The sequence below is a fragment of the Antribacter sp. NEAU-D49 genome (assembly GCF_057158775.1).
On sequence record NZ_JBXTSN010000013.1, the window covers coordinates 21,222 to 41,348 of the forward strand.

A 20,127-nucleotide genomic window follows, 5' to 3' on the forward strand; every position below is an offset into this window, starting at 1 on the left:
GTTGTCCCCCGACGGCGTGGCGTTCGTCACCAAATCGAGACCGGATTGTCCCTTTCGGAGCGGGTTCGGTCGGGGTCCTCCGCTGCGGCGGCGTCCGGGTCGGGCTGGGAGAGCCAGCTCTCGACCCCCGCGAGCAGCCGCGCCTTGGTGGACGACGACGCCCGGCTCGCCCTGATCGAGGACCTCGCCAGGGCCGCGAGCTCCCCGTCCGAGAAGCCGTGCTCGTGCCGGGCGGTCTCGTACTGGGCCACGAGCCGCGAGCCGAACAGCAGCGGGTCGTCCGCGCCGAGCGCCACCTGCGCCCCGGCGTCCACGAGCGTGCGCAGGGGAACCTCGCCCGGATCGTGATAGACCCCGAGGCTCACGTTCGACGCGGGATTCACCTCCAGGCTGACGCCCCGCTCCACCACCTCGGCCAGCACGCGTGGGTCCTCCGCCGCACGGACCCCGTGGCCCAGGCGGTCCGGGACCAGCTCGGCGAGCACCTCCCGGACATGGTCCGGGCCGAGCAGCTCACCACCGTGGGGGACGGCAGCCAGGCCAGCCCGCCGGGCGATGTCGAACGCGGGCCCGAACTCGGCGGTGTCGCCGCGACGCTCGTCGTTCGACAGGCCGAAGCCCACCACCTCGCCGGAGCCCTCGCCTGCGTACCGGGCGGCGAGCCGGGCGAGCGTGCGCGCGTCGAGAGGGTGCCGCATGCGCGAGGCCGCCACGATCACCGCCACCTCGATCCCGTGGGCGCGGCCCGCCTCCCGGGCGGCGTCGAGGACGATCTCGACGGCAGGCGTGATGCCGCCCACGAAGGGCGCGTAGGACGTGGGGTCCACCTGGAGCTCGAGCCGGCCAGAGCCTTCCGCCGCGTCGTCGGCCGCCGCCTCGTCGACCAGCCGCCGCATGTCCGCCTCCGACCGGACGCACGCCCGGGCAGCGTCGTACAGACGCTGGAACCGGAACCAGCCACGCTCGGTCGCGGGCACCCGGAGCGGGTCGTCGTCGACGAGCGCCTCAGGCAGCCGCACACCGTGCTGTGCCGCGAGGTCCACGAGCGTCGGGACGCGCATCGAACCGGTGAAATGGAGGTGGAGGTGAGCCTTCGGCAAGGTGGCCAGATCCCGCATCCGTGAAGTATGGCGAACGGGCGCCCCGCTGGCACCTCCAGGTGTGATCTGCATCATCCCCGCTTGTACCATTCGTCGCATCGTTGCTACGGGCGGGGGAGCATGGCGCAGACTCGGAGGAGCGGCGGAGTCGTCACCTGGGTGGTGCTCGGAGTGGTCGCCTGCGCCGCCCTGAGCGGCTTCGCCCGGGCGGCAGAGGGCGGCTCGGGCGGCCCGGGGGTGCCGGGCAGCCCCCCGGTGGCCGCCCCCGAGGGCGGGCCCGACGCCGGCTGGCTCGCCGCCACGGCCCGGGCGACCGACGTGCCGGCCCGCGCCCTGGAGGCGTACGCCCGCGCCGACCTCACCCTCTCCGTGACCGAGCCGGGCTGCGGCCTCCGCTGGACCCTCCTGGTCGGCGTGGGCGCCGTCGAGTCGTTCCACGGCACCTACGGCGGATCCCAGGTGGACGCCGACGGGCTGTCGCACCCACCCATCCTCGGCCCTGCGCTCGACGGCCGGCCCGGGTTCGCCTCGATCCCCGCCACCCGCCGCTCCACGGCGATGCACGGTGACCCCGTGTGGGACCACGCCGTCGGCCCGCTCCAGTTCCTGCCGTCCACCTGGGACCGCTGGGGGTCCGACGGCGACGGGGACGGCGACCGCGACCCCCACGACCTCGACGACGCGGCGCTCGCGGCGGGCCGCTACCTCTGCGCGTCGGGAGGCGACCTCACCACGGGCGACGGCGTCCGGCGCGCGCTCCTCGCCTACAACCGGTCGACGGAGTACGGCGAGCAGGTCCGGGAGAAGGCGTCAGCCGCCGCCGCGGCCGCGAGGTAGTGCCCTCGTCCGGCGTCTTCAGATCCAGCCGCGTTCACGGGCGACCGTCACCGCGGCGGTCCGGTCGGTGACGCCCAGCTTGGCGAACGCTCGGATGAGGTGCGTCTTGACGGTGGCCTCGGCGATGTACAGCTCGCGCCCCACCTCCCCGTTGGACAGCCCGCGGGCCACGAGCGCGAGGACCTGGGTCTCACGCGGCGTGGGTCGCTCGGCCACCGAGCGCACCGTGGACACGAGCCGCGTCGCCACGCTCGGCGCGAGCACCGTCTCGCCGCGCGCCGCCGCCTGCACGCCCGCCACCAGGTCCGCCCGGGGCGTGTCCTTGAGCAGGTACCCGGTGGCACCCGCCTCGACCGCCCGGAGGATGTCGCCGTCCGTGTCGTAGGTGGTGAGGACCACGACGCGGGGACGCGACCCGTGCGATCCGCCACCCGACAGGATCGCCGATGTGGCGGCCACCCCGTCCAGGACCGGCATGCGGAGGTCCATGAGCACGACGTCGGGTGCGAGCTCGGCGGCGAGAGCCACCGCCTCCGCGCCGTTCGCGGCCTCGCCCACGACGTCCAGGTCCGGCTCGACCGACAGCAGGCCCACGAGGCCGGACCGCACCACCGGATGGTCGTCGACCACCAGCACCCGGATCATGCCGAGCCTCCCGGGAGGGCGGCGCGCAAGGTCGTCCCGCCGGACGGTCCCGGGCCGACGTCGAGCGTCCCGCCCGCCTCCGTCACCCGTGCCCGCATGCCCGCCAGCCCGAAGCCGTCGGCGACGCCCTCGGGAAGTCCGCGGCCGTCGTCGGACACGCTGAGGACCGTGCGGTCCCCCTCCTGCGCGAGCCGCACGACGACGGCGCTCGCCCCGGCATGGCGCCGCACGTTGGCGAGCGCCTCCTGGGCCGCGCGGAGGAGCACCACCTCGGTGGGCGCGGAGAGAGACGGGACGTCGTCGGCCCGGACGTCGACGTGGACGCCGGTCTCGGCGCCGAACCGGGAGCCCAGCCGGGCGAGCGCCTGGGGGAGCGACGCGTCCTGGAGCGGCACCGGTGCGAAGGCCGCGACCAGCGCCCGTGCCTCGGCGAGGTTGTCGCGTCCCGTCTCCTCGACGATCCGGAGCCGCTCCCGGGCGTCGTCGTCATCCCCGCGGTCGAGGGCCGCCGCAGCGGCCTGTGCCTGCATGACCACGCTGGTGAAGCCCTGCGCGAGCGTGTCGTGGATCTCGCGCGCGAGGCGCTCCCGCTCGGCGAGCGCGCCCGCCTCGCGGTGCGACCGCGCGAGCTCGGCCTGGGCCGCGCGCAGCTCGCCCCACAGCCGCGCGTGCTCGTCCGCGCGCCGCATCGTCACCGACGTCCACAGGCCGAGGCCGACGGCGAACACCAGGGCCACGAGCAGCTGCGGCACCACGTGGACCAGGGTCGGGAGGTCGAAGCCGTCCGCGGAGGCGAGGCCTACCGCGATCGCCGCCGTGAAGACCACGCACGCGAGGACCGAGCGACGGAACGGCTCCAGCAGCATCCAGATGTGGGTGAAGGCGATGAAGAGCAGGAACTGCGCCGCGCCGCTCTGCGTGACGGCCACGGCCGCGCCGGCGATGAGCACGGCGACGTAGGCGGTCGCGCGTCGCTGGTCGCGGGACCGGGCGGCCGGTGCGCCCCACCCGACGTACGCGGCGACGATCGCGCCGAGCGCGCCGTAGACCAGGGCCAGCCGTTCCCCGGGCAGGTCTTCCAGCCACAGCGAGACGGCGGTGAGCAGCATGATCGCCCCGAACGCGACGTCCCACCAGACCACCTGGCGGCCCCAGGTGTCGTAAGGGCCGCCAGGTGCGGGCTCCTCGCCCGGGCCCGGGTGCGACCACCGGTTGCCCGACGACGAGCCGACGCGCTCAGCCGTCGTCACGGCGCCGCCACCGGAACGTGCGAGTGCCGACGACGAGTCCGACCAGGAGCCATGCCGCCAGTACAGCAGCCGTGAGGCCCTGCTGCCAGGTCCCCGACAGCTCCAGGACCACGAGCTCCTCGGGCAGGAAGACCGACCGCATACCCTGCGCCAGCCACCGCAGCGGGAAGACGGACGCCACGGCCTGCAGCCAGCTCGGCAGCGTGTAGAACGGGAAGAACACGCCCGACGTGAACTGCAGCACCAGGACCACCGGCGTGACCACCGCGGTCGCGGACCGGCCCGACCGGGGGACGGACGAGAACGCCACGCCCAGCACCGTTCCCGCGGCGGTGCCCAGCACGTAGACCCAGGTGAAGGTGAACCACCGGTCGGCGTCGGTGGGCAGCGGCACGTCGTACGCCAGGGCGGCGAGCGCGAGCAGGAGCGCCGTCTGGAGCGCCGACGTCACGAGGACCTGCACCACCTTGCCCAGGAAGTAGGCCGACGCCGGCAGCGGTGTGGCCCGCAGCCGCTTGAGCGTGCCGTCGTCGCGCTCCACGGCGATCGAGATGGCCATCGACTGGAAGCTCGTGAGCATCACGCCTGTGGCGATCATGCCGGGCAGGAAGTACCGCACGAAGTCGACCGTGACGTCGCCGGAGCCCTCGCCCTCGTTCCCGAAGACGGTGGCGAACAGGGCCAGCATCACCACCGGGTACAGGAAGAGAAAGATGACGGCGTCGCGCTCGCGGACGAAGGAGCGCAGCTCCACGCCGGCGCGGACGAGCGCCAGGGTGCCGATCCCCGGGAGCGGGGCCGTGCCGGCCTCGGGCTGCGCGGTCATGACGCCACCTTCGCGCGCTCGGGGGCGGCGCCGATCAGGTCGAGATAGACGTCCTCGAGGCTCGGCCGGGTCACCTGGAGGCCAGGGATCTCGCCGTCGGGCCACGCCACCTCGCGGGTGAGGCGGGCGACGAGCTCGGTCGGGCGCTCGGTGCGCTCCGAGCGTGGCTGCCCGTCCTGCGTCCAGGTCACCAGCGGTGTCCGGGCCTGTGCACCACCGAGGGTGCCGGGCGGACCCTGGGCGACGAGGGCGCCGTCGTGCACCACCAGCACCCGGTCCGCGAGCTGCGCGGCCTCGTCGAGGTAGTGGGTGGTGAGCAGGATCGTGGTGCCGCCGTCGCGCAGGGACTCGACGAGGTCCCAGAAGGAACGGCGGGCCTGCGGGTCGAAGCCGGTGGTGGGCTCGTCCAGGAAGAGCAGCTCGGGGCGGCCGACGATGCCGAGCGCCACGTCGAGGCGACGGCGCTGGCCTCCGGAGAGACTGCGCACGCGGGTGCGGACCTTCTCGGCGAGTCCGACCGAGGCGATCACCTCGTCCGGGTCGCGGGGCGACGGGTAGTAGCGGGCCGTCGCGCGGATGGTCTCCGCGACGGTGAGCTCACCGAGGTCACGTGACTCCTGCGTCACCACACCGAGGCGCGCCCGCCACGCCCTGCCCGCGTGGGCCGGGTCCTCGCCGAGGACGGCAACCTCGCCGGCGTCACGCTCCCGGAAGCCCTCGAGGATCTCCACGGTCGTGGTCTTGCCCGCGCCGTTGGGGCCCAGGACCGCGACGATCTCGCCACGGTCGATGTCCAGGTCCAGGCCCGCGACGGCGTGCTTGTAGCCCGTGCGTGGCGTGCCGTACCGCTTGCGCAGGCCGCGAACCCGCACGGCGCTGCTCGACGAGATGGTGCCCGTTGTGTCCATGTCGCCACGATGCTCCGCGGAGGGCTCGCGCCGGGACCCTCGCCTGGTGGAACGCTCGTCAACCGGTCGGTGGACGGGTGCGGCGAAGCTGGTTCGACCCACGGGCTCGGGTGCCGTACAGTTGTGCCTCGGTGATTGACGTCCGCGATGCTGAAGCGCACCCAGGGAGACCTGAGCCGGTTCGGTGGAACGGACTCGACCACGAAGGGTAGTGGCGCAATTGGTAGCGCAGCGGTCTCCAAAACCGCAGGTTGCAGGTTCGAGTCCTGTCTACCCTGCCAGCGTGATCCCCAGCGGGGCCGCGCGCAGCGGGGCCACGTCATGTGGCTTCGGCAACGCCAGTCCGCGCCGCCGCCAGGCGGTGCACACCGTGTCACGGAGTGGGGTACACCAGTGAGCGAGTCGCCGGCTGAGGCCGTGGGAGCACCGGCCGAGAGCGCCGCGGAGCGCCCGTCCAAGGGGCGCCCCAACGTGTTCGCCCGGATTGCCATCTTTGTCCGCCAGGTGGTTGCGGAGCTGAAGAAGGTCGTCTCGCCCACTCGCGCGGAGCTGATGACCTACACCTCCGTCGTGCTGGTGTTCCTGGTCGTGGTGATGATCTTCGTGACCGTGCTGGACTACGGCATCGGCGAGCTCGTCTTCTGGGTCTTCGGCGACTGACGCCGAACACCGGTCGCCCCTCAGGGGGCGACGCCCGGCCTCCCGGCCAGGCCAGTGGGCGTGCACGACGAGCGCCGTCCGGCGGCGTCGCGAGACAATTCTCGTCGTAACGCACACAGGTGCCGGGGCGTAGCCCTGGCACGGGAGAAGAAAGCAGGTTCGTTCGTGTCCCAGGATTCGCTGGACCAGACGGAGAACATCGACGTCACGCCCGACGCCATCGGCGACGAGGCGACCGTCGACGTGCCCGCGGACGCCGAGCCTGCCGACGCGGCGGACGCGGCCCAGGACGACGCGACGGAGCCCGAGGGCGACGACGCGGCCGAGGGCAGTGAGGACGAGCGCCCGTCCGACGAGGACGGCGACGTCGTCGAGGACGAGATCGCGGAGTTCAAGCGCACCCTGCGTTCGCAGCCGGGCGACTGGTACGTCATCCACTCCTACGCGGGCTACGAGAACCGTGTGAAGGCCAACCTGGAGAACCGCATCCAGAGCCTGAACATGGAGGACTACATCTTCCAGATCGAGGTCCCCATGGAAGAGGTGGCCGAGATCAAGAACGCGCAGAAGAAGATCGTGCGCCGGGTGCGTATCCCCGGCTACGTCCTCGTGCGCATGGACCTGACGGACGAGTCGTGGGGCGCCGTGCGCCACACGCCGGGCGTCACGGGCTTCGTCGGCCACACGCACCAGCCGGTGCCGCTGACGCTCGACGAGGTCTTCTCGATGCTGGCGCCCACGCTCGCCCCGAAGCCCGAGGCGGGCAAGAAGGCGGGCGGCGCCTCCGCGAAGGCGCCCGTCGAGGTCGACTTCGAGGTCGGCGAGTCGGTCACCGTCACGGACGGCCCGTTCGACACGCTTCCCGCGTCGATCTCCGAGATCAACGTCGAGGCCCAGAAGCTCAAGGTCCTCGTCTCCATCTTCGGCCGGGAGACCCCGGTCGAGCTGTCGTTCAACCAGGTCGCCAAGATCTGATTGCCGGCCGGGACTCCCGGCCGCGGCAGCACTGCAACCGGGTCATCGCCCAGGGCGTCGGCCCACAACACCAGAAAGAAGAGAAATGCCTCCCAAGAAGAAGGTCGCCGGCCTCATCAAGCTCCAGATCAACGCTGGTGCTGCGACCCCCGCGCCGCCGATCGGCCCCGCGCTCGGTCAGCACGGCGTGAACATCATGGAGTTCTGCAAGGCCTACAACGCGGCCACCGAGTCGCAGCGCGGCAACGTGATCCCGGTGGAGATCACGGTCTACGAGGACCGTTCCTTCACCTTCATCACGAAGACCCCGCCGGCCGCGGAGCTCATCAAGAAGGCCGCCGGCGTGGCCAAGGGCTCGGCCACCCCGCACACCACCAAGGTCGCCTCGCTGACCGCGGACCAGGTGCGCGAGATCGCCACCCAGAAGCTTCCGGACCTGAACGCGAACGACCTCGACGCCGCGTCGAAGATCATCGCGGGCACGGCCCGTTCCATGGGCATCACCGTCCAGGGCTGATCCAGCCCGTCCGGCGCCTCGGCGCCGGGCACCACGAGTGGGAGGGCCGTCAGGCCCGACACGACCACAAGGAGAAAAGAAACATGGCACAGCACAGCAAGGCCTACCGGGCCGCCGCGGAGAAGATCGACCGCGACAACCTCTACTCGCCGCTCGAGGCGGTCCGTCTCGCCAAGGAGACGTCCACCACGAAGTACGACGCCACCGTCGAGGTCGCGTTCCGTCTCGGCGTGGACCCCCGCAAGGCGGACCAGATGGTCCGTGGCACCGTGAACCTGCCCCACGGCACCGGCAAGACCGCCCGCGTGCTGGTCTTCGCGAACGGCGCCAAGGCCGAGGAGGCCCGTGCCGCGGGCGCCGACATCGTCGGTGGCGACGAGCTCATCGACCAGGTGGCCGGTGGCTTCACCGACTTCGACGCCGCTGTGGCGACGCCGGACCTGATGGGCAAGGTCGGTCGTCTCGGTAAGGTCCTGGGCCCCCGTGGTCTCATGCCGAACCCGAAGACCGGCACCGTGACGATGGACGTGACCAAGGCTGTCACCGACATCAAGGGCGGCAAGATCGAGTTCCGCGTGGACAAGCACTCGAACCTGCACTTCATCATCGGCAAGGTCTCGTTCGACGAGACCAAGCTGGTCGAGAACTACGCCGCGGCGCTGGACGAGGTGCTCCGTCTCAAGCCGTCCGCCTCGAAGGGCCGGTACATCACCAAGGCCACGATGGCGACGACGATGGGCCCGGGCATCCCCCTGGACCAGTCCCGCACCACGAAGCTCCTCGAGGAGGCCTGAGCCTCCTCGCTGACCGAGGCTGAGCCTCGGTAGAGCAGGCTGCACGACGGCGGCCGGAGTAGGAGACGCGCGCACCGCCCGTGTAGACCGTGGTCGCGGCCCAGGCCGACACGGCGCCGCACGACGCCGGGGGCGGCGTGGGGGTGGGGGTCGGCTTCGGCGTGGGGCTGACCGTGGGCGTCGGGGTGGGCGTCGGGGTCGGGGTGGGGGTCGGGGTGGGCGTGCCGGGCGGCGGGGTGCCGGTGCCGGAGCCGAGCCGCTGGCCGACCACGTTCGCGAGCTGGTAGCTGTTGGTGGCGTCCCAGTTGATCGACCACGTCATGACGCCGCCGATCTTGCCGTACGGCGTGGTGGGCCGGAATGAGCCGCAGCTCGTACCCTTCTCCAGGCAGTCCACCGCGGCGACGACGTTGGCGATCGGCTGGTAGCCGCCGCCCGCCGCCCTCTGGACGGCCGGCACACCGATGCCCACCTGGTCGGGGCGCAGCCCCATCTCGAGCTGGATGCAGGTCAGCGCCGTGAGGAAGTCCACGGTGCCCTGCGAGTAGACCTTCTGGTCGCAGCCCATCATGGTGCCCGAGTTGTAGTACTGGGTGTTGACGATCGTGAGGATGTCCTTGATCTTCAGCGTGAGCTGGTAGTAGGGCATCGTCGTGGCCTGGTAGTCGATGGTCTGCGGGGCCATCGTGATGATCAGGCTCGGGCCGGCCAGGGCTCGGAGCTGGCGCAGCGCCTGCTCCATGTACGTGGCGTTGATGCCGTGCTCGAGGTCGATGTCGACGCCGTCGAACCCGTACTGCTGCATGAGAGCCCAGGCGGAGTTCGCGAAGTTGGTCGCCTGGGTCGCGTTGGTGACGAGGACGTTGCCCTTCTCGCCACCCACGGAGAGCACGACCTTGCGGCCCTGCGCCTTGAGCGCCGCAAGGTCCGTCTTGAACTGCGCGTCGGTGTAACCACCCAGCTCGGAGGAGGCGACGGTGAAGGTGATGCCGCCGGGGGAGGTCGTGGAGGCGTCGGCGAAGGCGACGGCGACCAGGTTGTAGGCGGCGGGGATCTGCGACAGACGCAGGGTCGTGGACCCGTTGTTGAAGTTGTGCCAGTAGCCGGTGAGCCACTGGGCGCCGGTCGCGGCGGGCGCGACGGCGGCGGGAGCGGGGGCCGCGGTGACGGCCGGTGCGGCCGTGGCGACGACGGCGCCGGTGAGCGTGGCGGTGATGCCGGCGGCGACGAGCGCCACCAGCACGCGGGGAATCCGTGGGACGTGCATGTTTCCTCCTTGAGGGGCGGGCTTGTCCACGGTATTCGTTAGGAGTCTTTCTGTGGATGAGGGAAGTCCCGTACATCACCCGCTGGGACGTATCAAGGGGGAGCGCGACCCCTCTTTCCCTGGTGACCGACCATCAGCGCATCGAGCCGGGAGAGGGGTGAAACCCGCATGGGCAGCACCTTTCGCCGCCTGGCCTCAGGAAGGGCCGCTCTAGACTCGGGAGGTCCAAACCCTGTGCGTCCCGTCACGGCGGGCGCCGTGCACCCCATCGGCGATGCGATGACACGACCCACCGATTCCCAGCCGGGCGTCGACGACCAGACCGGGGCAAGCCTCGGTGACCGCGCGGCGTTCGCGCTCCTCGAGTTCCGGGAAGGGCGGCAGCAGGCGCTGGGCGACCTGATCCGCGAGGCGACGCCGCTGCTGTGGCACACGGTCCGCGCCCAGGGGGTCGCCCATCAGGAAGCGGACGACGTGGTGCAGCACACGTGGGCGGCGCTCGTGAAGCACGCCCACACGATCTCCGAGCCGCACGCCGTGCTCAAGTGGCTGCTCGTCACAGCGCGGCGGGCGGCCTGGGAGGCCGTGCGCAAGTCGCGGGACGACCTGAAGCGCCGGACGGAGCTGCCCGACGACAGCCCGGACCACCCGGCGTCGCTCCCGTCCTCCGACCCGCTCCCGGACACCCAGGTGCTCCAGGAGGAGCGGGACCAGATGTTGTGGACCTCGTTCCGGCAGCTGCCGGAACGTTGCCAGGAGCTGCTGCGGCTCGTGTCGCTCGCAGACCGTCCGGACTACCGGGCGATCTCGGCGGCGATCGGCATGCCGATGGGCAGCATCGGATCGACGCGCGGACGCTGCCTTGCCAAGCTGCGCACCATCCTTGACGAGCAGGGGGACTTCTCGTGGACGACCTGACCTTGGGCCCGGACGAGCTGGGCCCCGACGGCCTCGCCTACGACCCCGGCGAGGCACCCGACGACGTGGACGTGGCGGTGCTCGCCGCCGTCGCGCGCCTCAGCAACCTTGTCGACCCGGTGCCGGCCGGGCTCGTGGAGCGGTCGCAGTTCGCGGCCACGCTCGCGAACCTGGAGTGCGAGGTCATGGAGCTCTCGTACATCGACGCTCCCCTCACCGGGGTGCGAGGAAGCGACTCGCTGGGCGGCGGTGAGGCGCCTCCTGTGGAGGCGCGGACCATCACCTTCACGCACGACACGCTGACCGTGATGATCTCCCTCTCCGCCGTCGACGGCGGACGGGTGCGCGTGGACGGCTGGGCGGCCCCCGCGGGTGCCCTGACCATCGAGCTGTTCCGCCCGGGCGCCGACGTGCTGTCCGTGGAGTCCGACGAGGACGGGCGGTTCGCGTTCGAGTCCGTCGACCGCGGGCCTGCGAGCCTCGTGGTGCGTCGGGTCGGTGCCGAAGGCGGCGCCGTGAGCACGCCCGTCATCGAGCTCTGACGCGCACCGCCCCGACCGGGGCGGTGCGTCAACCGGGCGGCTACGAGCCGCCACCACCGGCTGCACGGGGGTACTGCCGGACTCGTGAGACATCCGACGATCGAGAGGTACTTCAGTGAGCGAGCCCATGCCTGAGCGCGTCCTGCGTGTTCGTGACCACGCGGACGGCGGCTGGCGCCCCGTCCGCGAGCTCGACCCCGCGAGCGCGCAGCGCCGCCGCGGCGGCCGTATCGCGCCGACCCGGTACGTGGCTGACCGGCTGATCATCCGCGGCATCCCGGGCGCCGACGACGACGCCGTCATCGCCGCTGCCATCGCCGCCGCCCAGCGCCGTGGTCTTGCCTTCACACTCCAGGAGGCTCCGGTCGCGGCCTCGCGCGGCGAGGTGCGGCGTACCGCCGTGTCGCTCGTCGTAGAAGGCGACGACGCCGACGCCTGGGACCTCCTCGACGAGGCCGTCGCCGAGCTGGGCGACGAGGAGCGGGTGCGGGCGGGGTTGGATCATGTGTTGGTGGGGCACCGGGTCGGCATCGGGTTTGTACAGCCTGGTGGCCCGAAGCCGGGGCATCGGCCAGGGCCTCCGCCGCAGCGAAAGCTTGCCGAGGGCCCCACTCCGTTCGTCTCAGCGGAAGGCGTGCGCCGCCCCGTCGTCGCCGTGGTCGACACCGGCATCGGTCAGCACCCCTGGTTCGACGACAGTGCTGCTGTCCTCCGGGACGTGACGCTCGATGGCAGCCCGATCGGCACCTTCTCGGCCGAGGAGCCGAACGGTGATGCGGTTCCGGAGCGATCCACAGAGGGCGACGTCCTGCCGAGCCACGCTGGCCACGGTACGTTCATCGCCGGCGTTGTGCACCAGGCTTGCCCAGAAGCGGTCCTGCTACCTGTTCGGGTGCTGGGCACCGACGGACTCGTTTCCGAGTGGGATCTGGCAAGGAGCCTGGAGCGGCTGCTTGACTACCACCTGCGCGGTGCGACGGGTGAAGAGGACCACGGTGGTGTCGACGTGGTCATCCTCGCTTGTGGCTTTGCACCTGAGTCGGTCGACGACGACGACTATGACGGCGTGCTGCGCGGTGTGCTCCGCGACCTCCGTCGCGAGGGCGTCCTCATTGTGGTTTCTTCGGGTAACGACGGATCCCAGTCGCCGGTCTTCCCGGCGGCCTGGGCGCCGGAGGTGGTGCATGTTGATGGCTACGTGGCGCCCGCAAACCCAGCCGATATTACGGACGACTACCCGCCGCTGCTCGTCGTCGGGGCAGAGAACCCGAACGGAACACTCGCGGAGTTCAGCAACGACGGCCCCTGGGTCACGACAAGCCGCCCAGGGGTAGAGATTCTAAGCACAATGCCGGTCACGTATGACGGCCCTCTGGCTCCCGAGACTCGTCGTGTTGACGGCGAGCAGGAGTCGCTGGACGTGGACGATTTCACCGGCGGGTTTGCCTTCTGGAGCGGTACCTCGTTCGCGGCCCCCGTGCTTGCCGGTGAGCTCGCGGCCTCGCTGATCGAGCGGCGGGCTCTGGGGCAGGCCGGGGATTACAGCGATCGCTTCTCCCGGGTCTCCGCCTCGTGGGATGCTGTCTACTCTGTGGAGGGGCTGTACCGGGCGCCCGCCGTGTGACGGGAGCCGAGGGGGTGCGTACATCCGATGCCGGAAGCTCTGTGGGACGAGCTCACCGCACGGCTGGAGGAGGCGCGGGAGCACAGCGTCCGCACTGGATCGGCGACCGCCCATGCGTTGTACGAGGCGCTCGCTGCAGACCTTGAGGCGGTACCCGCGCCCGAGGAGCCGGCCCAGGCGGGCATGCACGCCGCGCTGCTCGTTCGCACCTACCTTGGCCTCACGACTTGTCTGATCCGGCAGGCTGGAACTGAGGTGCGGGTTCGTGACGTGCTGGCACGGGCCGACCAGGTGGCGTCATCGTCGGGTCGGCCCGAGCTGTCCGGACTGATTGCCGGTCAGCGTGGGTACCTCCTTATGCGAGCGGGCCGCCCACGCGATGCATTGGACGTCCTCGATCGAGCGCTTGAGCTGCACGGGGCGCAGGACCACCGTGACCGCGCAACGTCTCACCTCAACCGCGGCAACGTCCATGCGGAACTGGGCGAGTTCCAGGCATCGCTCGCCGACTACGAGGCCGCGCACGAGCATGCGGTCGCGCTCGATCATGCGTTTATCGCGGCTTACGCCTTGCACAACATCGGCGCTGCTCGGCTACTGCTCGGCGATGTTCCGGGTGCTCTGGGAGACATGGCTCGGGCGGCTGAGGTGGACCCCGAGATCTCCGAGGGGGTCGTCCTGCTTGGCCGGGCCGAAGCGCTCTTCGACGCTGGACTCCTCGCCGATGCTGAAGCGCTCCTCGTCCGGGCTATACCCCAGATCACCGCGGAGAGCCTCCGGATCGACCGAGCCGAAGCCGAGTATTACCGTGCGCGGTGCTTGCTTGCTCTCCGGAGGTACGACGAGGCGCAGGCCCTCGCGCGCCAGTCCCGTCGTCACTTCGAGCGCGTCGGCTACACCTCGCGCGCGGTCCTCGCTCGGGTCCTCGAACAGGAGGTCGCGCTCACGCCGACCCGGCTGGAAGGGACCGCCAACCGCGCGACCGCGCGCCGCCGAGCGCGCACCTCCCTTGCGGCGGCTCAGGCGGGGGACGCCGCGGGACCGGTGCTCGGCCACCACCCCGGTCACGCCGCACGCCTGATCGCCTCCCAGTGGTTCCTCGCAGCAGGCGATCTCCCCGCGGCCCGCGAGGCGCTGGAGACGGTCCCACGCGACACCGAAGGCGCACCGCTGACCTTCCGCCTCCAGCGCTACGTCGCCGCCGCCGAGCTCGCCTTCGCCGAGGGCGACCGTCGCCGTGGGCTCCGGGCGGTCCGCGACGGGTTCGCGCTCCTGGCTGAGCACCGCTCGCGCCTCGGCAGCGTCGAGTCGGTGACGGCGGCTGCCGTGCACGGCGTCGAGCTCCAGTGGGTCGACGTCCGCGCAGCGCTCCAGACGGGCCGTGCCACCGCCCTCTTCGATGCGTTGGAGCGCGGTCGCGCGGTGGGCGCGGGAGCCGGCCGCGTCACCCCGCCCGACGACCCCGAGGCGGCTGCCCTCCTCACCGAGGCCCGCGGCCTGCTGGCCAAGGCGCGGGAGCTGCCCGCCACGGGTGGCCGTTCGGTCACCGCCGAGCGCGAGGCGCTCACTCGCAAGGCGCGCCGCCTCCAGGCGGAGGTTCGCGAGCGGTCCTGGCGGCATGCCGGAGAGACCGTCGCCGATCGCGCGGTCACTGCGCGCGAGGTGTCTCGGCTGCTCGCAGCCCGGGACGACGGCGCGGTCGTCGTCAACTTCTCGGTCGTCGACGGTCGCCTCCGTGCGGTCCGTATCGGTGCGCGCGGCACCACGATGCTCGACCTCGGTCCGATCACCGACATCGCCGAGCGCGTGCGCCGCGTGCGAGCCGACCTGGTCATCACCGCGAACGACCTGATCCCTGCTCCGCTCCGGGGCGCCGCACGGGGTTCGCTCGAACGCAGCCTCAAGGCCCTGGACGAGGCCCTCGTCGCGCCCCTCGGCGCGTGTGGCGACCTGTATGTCGCCACGCGCGAGCCACTGCTCAGCATCCCGTGGTCGGCGCTCCCCTCTCGAGCCGGCCGACGCACGTCCGTGCGGTCGTACGTCGCGCGCGGCCGCACCCACGCTGCCCCGACCGGGGGCCGCCGGATCTTCGCGGCTGCGGGCCCCGGAGTTGACGAGGGCGAGTCGGAGGCACGCGCGGTCGGCGCCGTGTGGGCTGGCGCGGTGCTCGACGGCGCATCGCCCGCCGCTGAGAACAACACTGTGCAGGCTCCGGGGCCGGTTAACGAGCACAATGTTGTTCTCGTCGGGGCCTCCGCGTCAGCCCAGGCGGCTCCTGCTCCGGCGACCGTCCCGCCCGAGGCGACCCGTCCGGCGTCGGGCAGCGCGGCCGAGCGCGTGCGGGAGGTGTCCGTGGTGACCGGCGCCGCCGCCACGACTGACGCAGTACGTGAGGCCCTCGCCACGGCCGACGTGGTGCACCTCGCCACTCACGGTCAGCACGACGCCGACAACCCGCTGTTCGCCTCGATCGAGCTGGCCGACGGGCCCCTGTTCGCCCACGAGCTGGACGGCCTGCGGCTTCCGGGCTCGGTGGTGGTGCTCTCGTCGTGCGAGGTGGGCGGTCACACGGCCGTGCTCGGGGGAGAGGTCCTGGGGCTCACGTCTGTCCTGCTGCGGCTCGGCGCCCGTGCCGTGATCGCCTCGGTGGCCCCGCTCTCCGACGCGCTCGCCGCCGAGGTGATGCCGAGGCTCCATGAGCACTTACGCGACACCGACGACCCCGAGGCGGCGCTCGCGGCTGCCGTCGCCGACGTGTCCGAACCTGTCCCGCTGGTCTGCTTCGGGTCGGTCGAGGGCCTGGTCTGAGGCCTTTGTCGATATACACCCTTTTTCGAGTAACGTGTGATCGCCATGGAAGATCCAAGTTCGAGGCAAGGAAAAATCTTGATGCGCAGGTTTCTTGGGCGTGCGGCCGTTGTCGCCGTCGTCGCGTTCGGGGCCCTCGGGATGCCGGCGACCGCTGTCGCATACGACGCGCCGGTGGTCGTTGAAGGCGAAGGCGGAGAGGTGACCAACCCGTACACGGTCGGTCACTGAGCCACCGCAGCACGGTCGAGGCCCCACCGCAGACGCTGCGGTGGGGCCTCGCCCATTTGAGTCCGACTCCCGCCGTCCGGCAAACGCTTCCCCTGTAACGATCCATACCGCCGATTGAGGACCCAGGCTCAGCGCCCGTACCGTTGCCCCGGTCTGCCCCGCCGGGGCGCGGGAAGAGGTGGACGCGAGGTGTGGCCCGAGCTCGAGGCGGAGCTGCTCGCTGCCCGCGACCTGCACTTCCGGTCACGGCTCGCGGAGGCGTTGCGGCTGTTCCGGCGGATCCTGGCCCGTCTGCGTCAGGTCGACCCCGCCACCCTGACCACGGAGGACCGCGCCCGCTGGTCCGACGCGATGGTCCGGTCGCTCATGGGCGAGGCGTTCGGGGTGCATGCGCAGACGTCGGACCTGGATGCCGCCCTGACGATCCTCGACGACGCGGCCCGGCACGCCGCGCAGGCGCCGGACGACCTGCGCCCACGGCTGGTGGCCGTCGCCACCGGCTACCGGGGTCTTGTTCTCCTGCGCTCGGGCAGGTCAGCGGCCTCGGTGCCGCTCTTCGACAGCGCGCTCGCCACCGCCGGTGCGGTCGCCACCGCCGGGAGCCCTGCGACCACGTCGCCCTTCAGCGCGACGACCCTCCCCGACCGCGACCTCGCAACGCTCCACGTGAACCGGGGTGCGGCGCTCACCGACCTCGGCAGGCTGGCGCCCGCGATCCGCGACTACGAGGCGGCGATCGCCGTCGCCCGCCGCGGCGGCCTCCCCGCCATCGCCGCGCTGGCACTGCACAACATCGGGTTCGTCCGCTACGCGCTCGGCGACCTGCCGGGCGCGCTCCGTGCGATGAACGACGCTCGGGCCACCGCGCCCGACCGGGAGGACGGCGTGCTCGACATCGGCCGGGGTGCCGTCCTGTTCGAGGCCGGACTGCTGGAGGACGCAGAGCGGGTCCTTGCCGCGGCTCTCGGCCGGATGCGGGGCGCGGGGCGCAGCCTGGACCGGGCGGAGGTCGAGTACTACCGCGCACGCTGCCTCCTCGCCCTCCACCGGTACGACGAGGCCCGGCGCAGTGCCGCCTTCATCCGCCGGCACGACGTCCGCAGCGGCCACGGGCCGCGCGCAGCCCTGGCGCGCGTCTTCGAGCTCGAGGTGGACGCGGCCGAGGTGCGGGACGCGGTGCGAGCCGGCAGGTCGGTTCCGCGCGCGCTCGCCCGGCGCCGCGCCCGCCGCGCGCTGGCCGTCGCCTCGCACGCGGACGGCGCCGGAAAGGTGCTCGGACGGGAGTCCGGCGGCGCGGCCCGGCTCGTCGCCGCGCAGTGGTACCTGGTCGCCGGCGACGTGGAGGAGGCCGCACAGCTCCTCGGGGCGCTGCCCCGGGGCTTCGCCGGCGCGACCCTCACCCACCGCGTCCAGTACTACGGCACGCTCGCCGAGCTGGCGTTCGCCACCGGGCGGCGCGCGGCCGGACTCCGCGCCGTCCGCTCCGGCTACGGGTTGCTCATCGCCCACCGGGCGCGGCTCGGCGCCGTCGAGTCGATCGCGGCCGCGGGCACGCACGCCGTGACGATCCAGCTCGTCGACGTCCGCGCCGCCTTCGCCACGGGGCGCGCCTCGGCCGTCTTCGACGCGATCGAGCGGGGCCGGGCGATGGGCGCGGGGTCGGGACGGCTCACGCCGTCGGGCGACCCGGGCGCGGCCGCGCTGCTCACCCAGGCCAGAGGGCTCCTCGCCCAGGCGAGGCACCTGCCGGCGGGGTCCGCCGAGCGCGAGCGGCTCACCGCCACCGCACGCGCCCTGCAGGAGCAGGTCCGCGAACGCACCTGGGTGCACGCGGGCGACGCGGACGTGATTCGGCCCGTGACCGCGCGGGAGCTGCGCAAGGCTCTGGCCGACGGCGGCGCGGGCACCGTCGTCGCGAGCCTCGCCACGTTCGGTGGCCGGGTGGTCGCGGTCCGCGTCGACGCCCACGGCACCCGCCTGCTCGACCTCGGCGACCCCGCCGTGGTGGCCGAGCAGGCGCACCGCGTCCGGGCCGATCTGGCGGTCGTCGCCAACCCCTTCGTCCCGGCCCCGCTCCGGGCCGCAGCCTGGCGCTCGCTCGCTCGCGGCCTGGACCGCCTCGACACGACGCTCGTCGCGCCCCTGAGGGCGTCCGGGCCGCTGCATGTCGTGGCGCGGCACCCGTACGTCAGCCTGCCGTGGTCGGCGTTCCCGTCGCGGCGGGGCCTGGCCACCTGGGCTCGGTCCTACGTGGCGCGCGGCCGCCCGGTCCCGCCCGACGACGGCGGTGCTCACCGCGTGCTCGTCGCCGCCGGCCCGCGCGTGGCCGAGGGGCCGGCCGAGGCGCTCGCGGTAGGGGCGGTCTGGCCGGGCTCCCTCGTCCTCCTGGGCGCGGACGCCACCACCCAGGCGGTGCGCGACGCGCTGGCCACGCACGACGTGGTGCATCTCGCGGCCCACGGCCGGCACGACGCCGCCAACCCGCTCTTCGCCTCCGTCGACCTCGCCGACGGCCCGCTGTTCGCCCACGAGCTCGACGGCAGCCGGCTCCCAGGGTCCGTGGTGGTGCTGTCGTCCTGTGAGGTGGGCGCGTCCTCGCCGCGTGGCGGGGGAGAGGTGCTGGGGCTGACCTCCGTCCTGCTGCGCCTCGGGGCCCGTGCGGTGATCGCGTCGGTCGCGCCCCTGTCCGACGCGGTCGCCGCCAAGGTCATGCCCCGGCTCCACGCGGAGCTGCGGGCGGGGCGGTCGCCTCAGGCAGCGCTCGCGACGGCGCTCGCGGAGGAGCCGGAGCCGGTGCCGCTGGTCTGCTTCGGTTCGGTGGAGGGGCTGGCGCCGTGAGGTGTGGCGCGATGCACAGGCCCGCGAGTGTGCAAGACCCCCCAGCCATCGTGTAAGTTGACCTAGTAACCCAAGACCGCCGGTCGTCCGACGCTGCCTGGCAACAGGAGAGCAGAAGACCGAAGTCCCGCGAATGCGGAGCCTGCGTAGGTGAACGAACTCGAGCACGGCTTGCCGTGCTGCCCGAGCCCCGTGCGCCTGCGCCGGGGCTCTTTTCTTTCGGGGCGGAGATGCCGGTGGTACCACCACCGGAAGGATTGCCATGGCGAGGCCGGACAAGGCAGCCGCCGTCGCGGAGATCGCGGAGAAGCTCCGCGGTTCGAACGCGGCCGTGCTGACCGAGTACCGCGGGCTCACCGTCGCGCAGCTGAAGACGCTGCGTCGGTCGCTCAGCGGCAACGCAACCTACGCCGTGGTGAAGAACACGCTGACCGCCATCGCGGCGAAGGAGGCCGGTGTCGAGGGTCTCGACGCCGAGCTGGCTGGTCCTTCCGCGATCGCGTTCGTGACCGGTGACCCGGTCGAGGCCGCGAAGGGTCTGCGTGACTTCGCCAAGGCGAACCCTGCACTGGTCATCAAGGGCGGTGTCCTCGACGGACGCGCCCTGACCGCCGCAGAGGTCACCAAGCTCGCGGACCTCGAGTCCCGCGAGGTCCTGCTGGCCAAGGCGGCCGGCGCGATGAAGGGCAAGCTGTCCCAGGCTGTCTACGCCTTCACCGCGAAGCCCGCCCAGGTCGCCCGCATCATCGATGCCCTGCGTCAGAAGCAGGAATCGGAGGGCGCAGCCGCCTGACCAGGTGGCAGCGCCGATAAACACCCCCTGCTTCTGGCGGGCTGACAGCCCGCGAAGCGATTACCGAAAGGAACGCCGATCATGGCGAAGCTCAGCACCGACGAGCTCCTGGCCGCTTTCGAGGAGCTCACCCTCATCGAGCTCTCCGACTTCGTGAAGGCCTTCGAGGAGAAGTTCGACGTCACCGCCGCCGCTCCGGTGGCCGTTGCCGGCGTTGCCGGCCCCGCGGCCCCCGCCGAGGAGGTCGAGGAGAAGACGGAGTTCGACGTCATCCTCGAGGCCGCCGGCGACAAGAAGATCCAGGTCATCAAGGAGGTGCGCGCCCTCACGTCCCTCGGTCTCAAGGAGGCCAAGGACCTGGTGGACGGCGCCCCCAAGCCCGTCCTGGAGAACGTTGCCAAGGACGCCGCCGAGAAGGCCAAGGCCGCTCTCGAGGGCGCCGGCGCCACGGTCACCGTCAAGTGATCTCGCGGGCGGCCTGAGGTCCTCGTGCCCCACGGCGCCCGCACTGTTTGACGCGAGGCCCGCACCCCTGGTGGGGTGCGGGCCTTCGCGTGTCTTCTGCTCGTACGTCTCGTAGGCTCACTCAGACGC

19 protein-coding genes and 1 tRNA gene are annotated in these 20,127 nt (G+C 72.1%); 13 read left to right on the top strand and 7 right to left on the bottom strand.

Annotation, left to right across the window (positions count from 1 at the left end; translation table 11 throughout):
* Positions 1 to 26: 26 nt before the first annotated feature.
* A complete protein-coding gene (locus AC060K_RS11590) occupies positions 27 to 1,118 on the bottom strand; it encodes an adenosine deaminase (protein ID WP_483765578.1) in 1,092 nt (363 codons plus the stop codon).
* Between the two features lie 102 nt (positions 1,119 to 1,220).
* On the opposite strand from AC060K_RS11590, the gene AC060K_RS11595 reads away from it, so the two are divergent.
* Positions 1,221 to 1,937, top strand: a complete 717-nt coding sequence (locus tag AC060K_RS11595) for a lytic murein transglycosylase (RefSeq protein ID WP_483765579.1) — start codon at positions 1,221 to 1,223, stop codon at positions 1,935 to 1,937.
* Between the two features lie 18 nt (positions 1,938 to 1,955).
* Here AC060K_RS11595 and AC060K_RS11600 read toward each other — a convergent pair whose 3' ends face one another.
* Genes AC060K_RS11600 through AC060K_RS11615 form a run of 4 tightly spaced genes read right to left on the bottom strand, consistent with a single transcriptional unit; the run spans position 1,956 to position 5,566 of the window.
* A complete protein-coding gene (locus tag AC060K_RS11600; protein ID WP_483765580.1) occupies positions 1,956 to 2,582 on the bottom strand; it encodes a response regulator in 627 nt (208 codons plus the stop codon).
* The gene (locus AC060K_RS11605; protein WP_483765581.1) at positions 2,579 to 3,832 is read right to left on the bottom strand and encodes a sensor histidine kinase; all 1,254 of its coding nucleotides are present in this window, start codon (positions 3,830 to 3,832) and stop codon (positions 2,579 to 2,581) included. Before AC060K_RS11605 ends, AC060K_RS11600 begins: the two co-directional genes overlap by 4 nt.
* Complete coding sequence (locus tag AC060K_RS11610) at positions 3,819 to 4,658, bottom strand: ABC transporter permease (protein WP_483765582.1); 840 nt, start codon at positions 4,656 to 4,658, stop codon at positions 3,819 to 3,821. The genes AC060K_RS11605 and AC060K_RS11610 overlap by 14 nt, the downstream gene beginning before the upstream one ends.
* Positions 4,655 to 5,566, bottom strand: a complete 912-nt coding sequence (locus AC060K_RS11615) for an ABC transporter ATP-binding protein (RefSeq protein WP_483765583.1) — start codon at positions 5,564 to 5,566, stop codon at positions 4,655 to 4,657. The genes AC060K_RS11610 and AC060K_RS11615 overlap by 4 nt, the downstream gene beginning before the upstream one ends.
* Before the next feature lie 205 nt (positions 5,567 to 5,771).
* Between AC060K_RS11615 and AC060K_RS11620 the strand changes: the two genes are divergently transcribed.
* The 5 genes from AC060K_RS11620 (at position 5,772) to rplA (ending at position 8,512) form a co-directional block, all read left to right on the top strand.
* A tRNA-Trp gene (locus tag AC060K_RS11620) sits at positions 5,772 to 5,847 on the top strand.
* 112 nt (positions 5,848 to 5,959) lie between these two features.
* Complete coding sequence (gene secE, locus AC060K_RS11625) at positions 5,960 to 6,226, top strand: preprotein translocase subunit SecE (RefSeq protein ID WP_483765584.1); 267 nt, start codon at positions 5,960 to 5,962, stop codon at positions 6,224 to 6,226.
* 165 nt (positions 6,227 to 6,391) lie between these two features.
* Positions 6,392 to 7,201: a transcription termination/antitermination protein NusG gene (nusG, locus tag AC060K_RS11630; protein ID WP_483765585.1), complete on the top strand. Its 810-nt coding sequence runs from the start codon at positions 6,392 to 6,394 to the stop codon at positions 7,199 to 7,201.
* 85 nt (positions 7,202 to 7,286) lie between these two features.
* Positions 7,287 to 7,718 (top strand): 50S ribosomal protein L11, encoded by a 432-nt coding sequence (gene rplK / locus AC060K_RS11635; RefSeq protein ID WP_483765586.1) that lies wholly within the window; start codon positions 7,287 to 7,289, stop codon positions 7,716 to 7,718.
* An 83-nt stretch (positions 7,719 to 7,801) separates the two neighbouring features.
* The gene (rplA, locus tag AC060K_RS11640) at positions 7,802 to 8,512 is read left to right on the top strand and encodes a 50S ribosomal protein L1 (RefSeq protein ID WP_483765587.1); all 711 of its coding nucleotides are present in this window, start codon (positions 7,802 to 7,804) and stop codon (positions 8,510 to 8,512) included.
* Here rplA and AC060K_RS11645 read toward each other — a convergent pair.
* The gene (locus tag AC060K_RS11645) at positions 8,427 to 9,779 is read right to left on the bottom strand and encodes a glycosyl hydrolase family 18 protein (protein ID WP_483765588.1); all 1,353 of its coding nucleotides are present in this window, start codon (positions 9,777 to 9,779) and stop codon (positions 8,427 to 8,429) included. The two genes, rplA and AC060K_RS11645, sit on opposite strands and share 86 nt — an antisense overlap.
* 279 nt (positions 9,780 to 10,058) lie before the next feature.
* On the opposite strand from AC060K_RS11645, the gene AC060K_RS11650 reads away from it, so the two are divergent.
* The 3 genes from AC060K_RS11650 (at position 10,059) to AC060K_RS11660 (ending at position 12,863) form a co-directional block, all read left to right on the top strand.
* Complete coding sequence (locus tag AC060K_RS11650) at positions 10,059 to 10,697, top strand: RNA polymerase sigma factor (RefSeq protein ID WP_483765589.1); 639 nt, start codon at positions 10,059 to 10,061, stop codon at positions 10,695 to 10,697.
* Positions 10,685 to 11,239: a hypothetical protein gene (locus AC060K_RS11655; protein ID WP_483765590.1), complete on the top strand. Its 555-nt coding sequence runs from the start codon at positions 10,685 to 10,687 to the stop codon at positions 11,237 to 11,239. Before AC060K_RS11650 ends, AC060K_RS11655 begins: the two co-directional genes overlap by 13 nt.
* A 115-nt stretch (positions 11,240 to 11,354) precedes the next feature.
* Positions 11,355 to 12,863: a S8 family peptidase gene (locus AC060K_RS11660; RefSeq protein ID WP_483765591.1), complete on the top strand. Its 1,509-nt coding sequence runs from the start codon at positions 11,355 to 11,357 to the stop codon at positions 12,861 to 12,863.
* Between the two features lie 297 nt (positions 12,864 to 13,160).
* Here AC060K_RS11660 and AC060K_RS11665 read toward each other — a convergent pair whose 3' ends face one another.
* Complete coding sequence (locus tag AC060K_RS11665; protein WP_483765592.1) at positions 13,161 to 13,412, bottom strand: hypothetical protein; 252 nt, start codon at positions 13,410 to 13,412, stop codon at positions 13,161 to 13,163.
* 81 nt (positions 13,413 to 13,493) lie between these two features.
* On the opposite strand from AC060K_RS11665, the gene AC060K_RS11670 reads away from it, so the two are divergent.
* From AC060K_RS11670 to rplL, 4 genes are all read left to right on the top strand, one after another.
* Entirely contained in the window at positions 13,494 to 15,671 is a 2,178-nt protein-coding gene (locus tag AC060K_RS11670) for a CHAT domain-containing protein (protein ID WP_483765593.1), read from the top strand.
* Between the two features lie 420 nt (positions 15,672 to 16,091).
* Entirely contained in the window at positions 16,092 to 18,740 is a 2,649-nt protein-coding gene (locus AC060K_RS11675; RefSeq protein WP_483765594.1) for a CHAT domain-containing protein, read from the top strand.
* Positions 18,741 to 19,002: 262 nt separating this feature from the next.
* Positions 19,003 to 19,533, top strand: coding sequence for a 50S ribosomal protein L10 (rplJ, locus tag AC060K_RS11680; RefSeq protein ID WP_483765595.1), 531 nt, complete (start codon positions 19,003 to 19,005; stop codon positions 19,531 to 19,533).
* A gap of 81 nt (positions 19,534 to 19,614) precedes the next feature.
* On the top strand, positions 19,615 to 19,998 hold the full coding sequence (gene rplL, locus AC060K_RS11685) for a 50S ribosomal protein L7/L12 (protein WP_483765596.1): 384 nt from the start codon (positions 19,615 to 19,617) through the stop codon (positions 19,996 to 19,998).
* The last annotated feature ends 129 nt before the right edge of the window (positions 19,999 to 20,127 follow it).